This window comes from Chromobacterium sp. Ag138, assembly GCF_055181315.1.
Window position 1 is genome coordinate 4,056,715 of the sequence record NZ_JBUPWA010000001.1, and the last position, 7,548, is coordinate 4,064,262.

Sequence of the window (7,548 nt, forward strand, 5' to 3'; positions counted from 1 at the left end):
ATGAGTCTGTTGCAAATCAAAAACCTGTCCGTGGAATTCGGATCGGAGAAGAACCCGTTCCGCGCGGTGGAAGGGCTGGAGCTGAATGTCGCCCAGGGCGAGATCGTCGGCATCGTCGGCGAGTCCGGCTCCGGCAAGTCGGTGACCATGATGGCGATGATGGGCCTGCTGGAAGGGCAGGGCCGCATCGTCGCCGACGAGCTGAGCTTCGACGGCAAAGACCTGCTGAGCATTTCGGCGCGCGGCCGCCGCAAGATCGTCGGCAAGGACATCTCGATGATCTTCCAGGACCCGATGACGGCGCTGAACCCCAGCTACACCGTCGGCTACCAGATCATGGAAGTGCTGAAGGTGCACCAGGGCCTGCGCGGCGCGGCGTTGAAGGCGCGCGCGCTGGAGCTGATGCAGCTGGTGGAGATTCCGGCCGCCGAGTCGCGGCTCTCCGCCTATCCGCACCAGCTGTCCGGCGGCATGAGCCAGCGCGTCGCCATCGCCATGGCCATCGCCTGCAGCCCTAAGCTCTTGATCGCCGACGAGCCGACCACCGCGCTCGACGTGACCATCCAGGCCCAGATCATGGAGCTGCTGGTGTCCCTGCAGAAGAGCCAGAACATGGCGCTGATCCTGATCACCCACGATCTGGCCGTGGTCGCCGAAGTGGCGCAGCGGCTGGTGGTGATGTACGCCGGCCAGGTGGCCGAGATGGGCACGGTGCCGGAAATCTTCCGCCATCCCGCCCATCCGTATACCGAGGCGCTGCTGTCGTCGATTCCCGAGCACAGCAAGGGCGCGCGCCGGCTGGCGACGCTGCCCGGCATCGTGCCCGGCCAGTACGACCGGCCCAGCGGCTGCCTGTTGTCGCCGCGCTGCCCGTACGCGCAGGACAATTGCCGCGGCCAGCGGCCCGGACTGACCGCCCACGAGCATGGCGCGGTGCGTTGCCACTACCCGTTGCCGGCCAAGGAGAAGCAGCATGGCTAAGGTTTTGCAGGCGGGAGATCTGACCCGTTACTACGATGTGGCGCAGGGCATGTTCAAGCCCAAGGCGCAGGTGAAGGCGCTGGCCGGGGTGTCGTTCGAGCTGGAGGCCGGCCGCACGCTGGCCGTGGTGGGCGAGTCCGGCTGCGGCAAGAGCACGCTGGCGCGCCAGCTGACCCTGATCGAGCAGCCGACTTCCGGCTCGCTGATCCTGGACGGCCAGGATGCGGCCAAGGCCAGCGGCGCCGAGCTGAAGGCGATGCGGCGCAAGGTGCAGATGGTGTTCCAGAACCCGTACGGCTCCTTGAACCCGCGCCAAAAGATCGGCGACCAGCTGTCCGAGCCGCTGCTGATCAATACCGATCTGTCGGCGAAGGAGCGCGAAGAAAAGGTGAGGGCGATGATGGCCCGCGTCGGCCTGCGCCCGGAGCACTATTTCCGCTACCCGCACATGTTCTCCGGCGGCCAGCGCCAGCGCATCGCCATCGCCCGCGCGATGATGCTGAATCCCAAGATCGTGGTGGCTGATGAGCCGACGTCGGCGCTGGACGTGTCGATCCAGGCGCAGGTGCTGAACCTGTTCATGGATCTGCAGGAGGAGTTCAATACCGCCTATGTGTTCATTTCGCACAATCTGGCGGTGGTGGAGCACGTCGCCGACGAGCTGATGGTGATGTATCTGGGCCGCGCGGTGGAGGTGGGCGCCAAGGACCGCGTCTACGAACGGCCGCTGCACCCGTATACCCAGGCGCTGTTGTCGGCGACGCCGTCCATCCATCCGGAGGACCGCAGGGTCAAGATCAAGATCGAGGGCGAGCTGCCCAGCCCGCTGAATCCGCCTTCCGGCTGCGCCTTCCACAAGCGCTGCCCGCACGCCAATGAGCGTTGCAAGGCGGAGGTGCCGCAATTGCGCGAGCTGGATCAGCGCATGGTGGCCTGCCACCGCGCCGAAGAGATCAACGGCTGAGACCAAATCGGCATCTCAGGGCCCGCGTCGCAAAGCGCCGCGGGCCTTTTTCGTTTCATTGCCATCCAGGCCCGGCGTACACTGGCCTTCCCATCACTGAGCGGAGGCTTGCCATGCATGTGTATCCGTATCTGAACTTCAACGACGGCCGCGCCGAAGCGGCGCTGAACTTCTACCGCGAGGCCCTGAATGGCGAAATCGCCATCCTGATGCGCTACGCGGACGCGCCCAAGGACGTGCCGTCCATGGGCGACATCAACCCGAACTGGATCATGCATGCGCGGCTGGTGTTCGGCGCCAACACGCTGATGATTTCGGATACCGACAGGCCGCTGGCACCCAGCCAGCAGATCACGCTGTCGGTGAATCTGGATGGCGACACCGCCGCCGCGGAGAGGATATTCGCCGCGCTCGGCCAGGGCGGGCAGGTGACGTTGCCGTTGCACAAAACGTTCTGGAACGCGCTTTTCGGCTGCTTTAGTGATAAATTCGGCGTCAACTGGATGATCAACTGTCAGTTGTGACCGTTTCTTGACAGCCGGCGCGGCGCGGCGCTATTTTGCCGCGCCGCACAAAAAATTCTTTACCACCCCTCTCAACGCAAGATACAGTCGTCATGGAAAACACAATCAAAGCCAAAGGAAAGCGTCAATTGAAACGAGCCGTCTATGCCGGCAGCTTTGATCCGGTCACCAACGGCCACTTGTGGATGATACGCGAGGCGGTGGAGCTGTTCGACGAGCTGATCGTCGCCGTGGGCGTGAATCCGGACAAGCATTGCACCTTCAGCGCCGAGGAAAGGGTGGCGCTGCTGCGCGAAGTGACCACGGGTTTCAGCAAGCTGCGGGTCGAGGTGTTCGAAAATCAGTTTCTGGTGAATTACGCGCAGAGCGTCGGCGCCAACTACATCGTGCGCGGCATCCGCACCGCCAGCGACTATGAGTACGAACGCACGATGCGCTACATCAATTCCGATCTGCACCCGGACATCACCACGCTGTTCCTGCTGCCGCCGCGCGAATACGCCGAGGTATCGTCGACGATGGTCAAGGGGCTGATCGGCCCCCGCGGCTGGGAGAGCGTGATCCGCCAGTACCTGCCGGAGCCGGTGTATCACAAGATGCTGTCGATGTACTCCGAGCAATAGCGTCTTATAATGCCGGTTTGAACACCGTGTCGCGCCAGCCCAGGCTGGCGCGTTTGTTTTGCAGCAATCGAGGATACGCCATGCAGGACGTCAGCGCCTTCGCCAACCGTCTGGCCAAGAACTACAAGCATTACGCCAAGTGGGCGCGCCGGCAGGGCCTGGACGCCTGGCGCGTCTACGACAAGGACGTGCCGCAATTCCCGTTCGCGCTGGACATCTACGGATCGCGCGTCCATCTGCAGGAGTACGACACCGGCTGGGAGATGGGCGATGACGAGTATCGAGCCTGGATCGACGCCGTGGTGGCGGCCATCGCGCAGGTGACCGGCATCCCGGCCGCCGCGGTCACGCTGAAGAACCGCCGCCGGCAGAAGGGCGTCAGCCAGTACGAGAAAGTGGGCGCCGAAGGCGAGGATTTCGTGGTCGAGGAGTTCGGCCAACGCTTCATCGTCAACCTGGACCAGTATCTGGATACCGGCCTGTTCCTTGATCACCGCAACACCCGCAAGCGGGTGCGCGAAGAGGCCGCCGGCAAGCGTTTCCTCAATCTGTTCGCCTATACCGGCAGCTTCACCGTCTATGCCGGCGCCGGCGGCGCGCTCTCCTCGGAGACGGTGGACATGTCCAATACCTATCAGGACTGGTCGCGCCGGAACTTCGAGCTGAACGGGCTGGATCTCGGCAAGCATAAACTGGTGCGCGCCGACGCGTTCCAGTATCTGGAAGAGGCGGTGGACGCGGGCAAGCAGTTCGATCTGATCGTGATGGACCCGCCGACCTTCTCCAATTCCAAGAAGATGCGCGACATCCTGGACGTGCAGCGCGATCACGTCTGGCTGATCGACTACGCGATGGCATTGCTGGCGCCGGGCGGCTGGCTGTACTTCTCCAACAATCTGCGCACCTTCCAGCTCGACGATCGTTTAAGCCAGGATTACCAGATCCAGGATGTCAGCGGGCAGTCGGTGCCCGAGGATTTCCGCAATCGCAAAATCCACCAGTGCTGGCGGATCAGCCGCGCCTGAATCGGCATCTGATTGATTGTAAAAAGTTTTTACGCGAACTTTTTCGCCGTTTCTCCGCTCCTATAAAGAAGCGCGTTTCCGCATGGAGTCGCCGACCAGCCAGCCGGCGGCCTTCGTGCCGCCTCGCCGCGCAAGCGGCGGGATGTGGAGCGCCTCCATGCCTTCCTGCTTCATCGGTTTGTCTGCGTCGCGCAGCGGCGCGTTTTCGCTCGAAAACGACAATAGGAGAACCGATGATCCAACTCGATTTCTACGGCACGCTGGTGGCCGCCTCGCTCGTTCTGCTGCTGGGTCGCAAGCTGGTCGCCCATACCGGCGTGCTGCGCACCTACAACATTCCCGAGCCGGTGGCCGGCGGCCTGGTGGTCGCCGCCGCCTTGCTGGCTTGGCGCCAGTTTTCCGGCGTCGAGGTTCGCTTCGACGCCTCGCTGCAAACCCCGTTGATGCTGGCCTTCTTCGCGGCTATCGGCTTGACCGCCAATCTGGCTAGCCTGAAACAGGGCGGCAGGACGGTGGGCATCTTCCTCGGCGTGGTGGTGGGCTTGCTGCTGGTGCAAAACACGCTGGGCGTGGCGGTGGCCAGCGCGCTGGGCCTGGATCCGCTGATGGGTTTGCTGGCCGGCTCCATCACCTTGTCCGGCGGCCATGGCACCGGCGCCGCCTGGAGCGGCACCTTCGCCGACAAATACGGCCTGGCTTCCGCCGCCGAGCTGGCGATGGCCTGCGCCACCTTCGGCCTGGTGCTGGGCGGCCTGATCGGCGGGCCGGTGGCGCGCTTTCTGGTCAAGCGCGTGAAGACGCCGGGGGCGGAGCACAATGCCGACGATCCCCCGCGCGGCTTCGAGCAGCCGGACGCGCAGCGGCTGATCACGCCGCATTCCTTCATCGAGACGCTGGCTCTGATCGCCGTCTGTTTGCTGGGCGGCACCTTCATCGGCTCGTTGCTGAAAGGCACCGCGTTCGAGTTGCCCATTTTCGTCTGCGTGCTGTTCGTCGGCGTGTTGATCAGCAATGGCCTGTCGGCGCTGGGCTGGTACCGGATTTTCGAGCGCGAGGTGTCGGTGGTGGGCAATGTCAGCCTGTCGCTGTTCCTGGCGCTGGCGCTGATGTCGCTGCGGCTGTGGGACCTGGCGGCGCTGGCGCTGCCTATCTTCTCGCTGTTGCTGCTGCAGACGCTGGCGATGGTGCTGTACGCGGTGTTCGTCACCTTCCGCGTGATGGGTCGCAACTACGACGCCGCGGTGCTGGCCGCCGGCCACTGCGGCTTCGGCCTGGGCGCCACGCCCACCGCCATCGCCAATATGCAGGCGGTGACCGAACGCTTCGGCCCGTCGCATCTGGCTTTTCTGGTGGTGCCGATGGTGGGGGCCTTCTTCATCGATATCGTCAACGCCATTGTGATCAAGCTGTACCTAGCTTTGCCGTTCATAGGCTGAGCGGCTATCGGGCGGATTGAAAAATACAACCGGGGCGATGCCTTGCAATGGCATGGGCCCGCTCATATCTTGATCTGAGACAGCCCGCCGCCTGGCGGGCCACCGATTCATAGAAAGAGAGCCGCCATGTCCTACATCAACCTCACCGCCGACAACTTCAACGCCAGCATGAAGGAAGAAGGGCTGGTCATCCTCGATTTCTGGGCGCCCTGGTGCGGCCCGTGCAAGATGTTCGGCCCGGTGTTCGAGGCGGCGTCGGAGAAGCATGCCGACATCGTGTTCGGCAAAATCGATACCGAGTCCGAGCGCGATCTGGCCGCTCATTTCAATATCCGCTCCATTCCGACGCTGATCGCGGTCAAGGATGGCGTGATGGTGTTCAATCAGGCCGGCGCGCTGATGGCCGGCCAGTTCGAGCAGTTGATCCAGAGCCTGCGCGACCTGGACATGGACAAGGTGCGAGCGGATATCGCCAGCCAGCCGGAATGACAGGGCGAGGGCATATGCCTTCGCGATGTGAGACGATAGGGCCATGCATGGGCGCATTGCCCTATTCTTATATCTAGCGAGCGCCGAACCAATAGCCGGTTTGGCAAGGAGGATGCGATGAAACGCTGGGGAGTGGTATTGATGCTGTGGGGGCAGGCGGTGCTGGCCGCGTGTCCCGCTTTGCTGAACCATACCGTGCCGGGACTGATGGGCGGGCAGATCAATCTGTGCCAATACGCCGACCGGCCGTTGTTGGTGGTGAACACCGCCAGCCATTGCGGCTTCACGCCGCAGTTCACCCAGTTGGAGTCTCTATATAAGCAGTATGGTCCGCGCGGATTGATGGTGGTGGGCTTCCCCAGCAACGACTTCCTGCAGGAGCTGGACAGCAACAGCGAGATCGGCGCCTTCTGCCAGGCTAATTACGGCGTGACCTTCCCGATGGCGGGCAAGGGGCATGTCAGGGGCGCGGATGCCCAGCCGGTGTTCAAGGACTTGATCGCCGCCACCGACGACGCGCCGATGTGGAACTTCCACAAGTACCTGATCTTGCCCGGCGCCAGCAAGGTGATCAGCATCGGCACCCGCACCAAGCCGGACGCGCCGGAAGTGGTCAACGCCTTTTTGCCGTATTTGCAGCCGGAAACGCAGGCCGCGGCCAAGCCATAGCAAGACCGCCACCCCATCGAAGCGCCGCTTTCAAGCGGCGTTTTACGTTTCCATGAAAATTCCTCCCCACTCACTTTCTTGTAAATCAGCGACTTGCGCAGACTGGCCGAAGAAAGTTCATTTTTTCTCGCAAAAGGTGTTGACGGAGGTGGGGGCCGGGCGTATAGTTCGCCTCCTCAGCTGACGCAGCGAACGAAACAGCGGAAACGAAACGGTTCCGGTGATGACGACGCAGCGGATGGCACTGCTCTTTAACAGAACGAATAACCGATAGGTGTAAGTGCTTGGCGAAAGCCGAACACTTGCACTGCAAGAGACAAGAGATACTTGTTTATTTCTTTGAACTTGCGTGCCAGAAAATTTGCTTGAGATTGAACTGAAGAGTTTGATCCTGGCTCAGATTGAACGCTGGCGGCATGCTTTACACATGCAAGTCGAACGGTAACAGGGTGCTTGCACCGCTGACGAGTGGCGAACGGGTGAGTAATGCGTCGGAATGTACCGTGTAATGGGGGATAGCTCGGCGAAAGCCGGATTAATACCGCATACGCCCTGAGGGGGAAAGTGGGGGACCGTAAGGCCTCACGTTATACGAGCAGCCGACGTCTGATTAGCTAGTTGGTGAGGTAAGAGCTCACCAAGGCGACGATCAGTAGCGGGTCTGAGAGGATGATCCGCCACACTGGGACTGAGACACGGCCCAGACTCCTACGGGAGGCAGCAGTGGGGAATTTTGGACAATGGGCGCAAGCCTGATCCAGCCATGCCGCGTGTCTGAAGAAGGCCTTCGGGTTGTAAAGGACTTTTGTTCGGGAGGAAATCCCGCTGGTTAATACC

The 7,548-nt window shown here is 62.2% G+C and carries 8 protein-coding genes and 1 other annotated feature; all 8 genes read left to right on the forward strand.

Annotation, left to right across the window (positions count from 1 at the left end; all coding sequences use genetic code 11):
* The 8 genes from ACY3GB_RS19070 to ACY3GB_RS19105 all read left to right on the forward strand — a co-directional run bounded on the left by ACY3GB_RS19070 (position 1) and on the right by ACY3GB_RS19105 (position 6,711).
* Positions 1 to 981, forward strand: coding sequence for an ABC transporter ATP-binding protein (locus tag ACY3GB_RS19070; protein WP_463090112.1), 981 nt, complete (start codon positions 1 to 3; stop codon positions 979 to 981).
* Complete coding sequence (locus ACY3GB_RS19075) at positions 974 to 1,945, forward strand: peptide ABC transporter ATP-binding protein (protein WP_463090113.1); 972 nt, start codon at positions 974 to 976, stop codon at positions 1,943 to 1,945. Before ACY3GB_RS19070 ends, ACY3GB_RS19075 begins: the two co-directional genes overlap by 8 nt.
* A gap of 113 nt (positions 1,946 to 2,058) precedes the next feature.
* Positions 2,059 to 2,469 (forward strand): VOC family protein, encoded by a 411-nt coding sequence (locus ACY3GB_RS19080; protein ID WP_463090114.1) that lies wholly within the window; start codon positions 2,059 to 2,061, stop codon positions 2,467 to 2,469.
* 92 nt (positions 2,470 to 2,561) lie between these two features.
* The gene (gene coaD, locus ACY3GB_RS19085; protein ID WP_463090115.1) at positions 2,562 to 3,092 is read left to right on the forward strand and encodes a pantetheine-phosphate adenylyltransferase; all 531 of its coding nucleotides are present in this window, start codon (positions 2,562 to 2,564) and stop codon (positions 3,090 to 3,092) included.
* Positions 3,093 to 3,172: 80 nt separating this feature from the next.
* Complete coding sequence (locus ACY3GB_RS19090; protein WP_463090116.1) at positions 3,173 to 4,117, forward strand: class I SAM-dependent methyltransferase; 945 nt, start codon at positions 3,173 to 3,175, stop codon at positions 4,115 to 4,117.
* A gap of 233 nt (positions 4,118 to 4,350) precedes the next feature.
* Positions 4,351 to 5,553 carry a sodium/glutamate symporter gene (gene gltS, locus ACY3GB_RS19095; RefSeq protein ID WP_463090117.1) on the forward strand — a complete coding sequence of 401 codons (1,203 nt, stop codon included), beginning with the start codon at positions 4,351 to 4,353 and terminating at the stop codon, positions 5,551 to 5,553.
* Between the two features lie 126 nt (positions 5,554 to 5,679).
* The gene (trxA, locus tag ACY3GB_RS19100; RefSeq protein ID WP_070980837.1) at positions 5,680 to 6,042 is read left to right on the forward strand and encodes a thioredoxin; all 363 of its coding nucleotides are present in this window, start codon (positions 5,680 to 5,682) and stop codon (positions 6,040 to 6,042) included.
* 117 nt (positions 6,043 to 6,159) lie between these two features.
* Complete coding sequence (locus ACY3GB_RS19105; RefSeq protein ID WP_463090118.1) at positions 6,160 to 6,711, forward strand: glutathione peroxidase; 552 nt, start codon at positions 6,160 to 6,162, stop codon at positions 6,709 to 6,711.
* 410 nt (positions 6,712 to 7,121) lie between these two features.
* Positions 7,122 to 7,548, forward strand: a sequence feature (16S ribosomal RNA rRNA prediction is too short).

What these genes read in the sequence shown, in the direction of transcription:
- ACY3GB_RS19070 (WP_463090112.1), top strand. Translation starts at nt 1, where the DNA reads ATGAGTCTGTTGCAAATCAAAAACCTGTCCGTGGAATTCGGATCGGAG.
- ACY3GB_RS19075 (WP_463090113.1), top strand. Translation starts at nt 974, where the DNA reads ATGGCTAAGGTTTTGCAGGCGGGAGATCTGACCCGTTACTACGATGTG.
- ACY3GB_RS19080 (WP_463090114.1), top strand. Translation starts at nt 2,059, where the DNA reads ATGCATGTGTATCCGTATCTGAACTTCAACGACGGCCGCGCCGAAGCG.
- coaD (WP_463090115.1), top strand. Translation starts at nt 2,562, where the DNA reads ATGGAAAACACAATCAAAGCCAAAGGAAAGCGTCAATTGAAACGAGCC.
- ACY3GB_RS19090 (WP_463090116.1), top strand. Translation starts at nt 3,173, where the DNA reads ATGCAGGACGTCAGCGCCTTCGCCAACCGTCTGGCCAAGAACTACAAG.
- gltS (WP_463090117.1), top strand. Translation starts at nt 4,351, where the DNA reads ATGATCCAACTCGATTTCTACGGCACGCTGGTGGCCGCCTCGCTCGTT.
- trxA (WP_070980837.1), top strand. Translation starts at nt 5,680, where the DNA reads ATGTCCTACATCAACCTCACCGCCGACAACTTCAACGCCAGCATGAAG.
- ACY3GB_RS19105 (WP_463090118.1), top strand. Translation starts at nt 6,160, where the DNA reads ATGAAACGCTGGGGAGTGGTATTGATGCTGTGGGGGCAGGCGGTGCTG.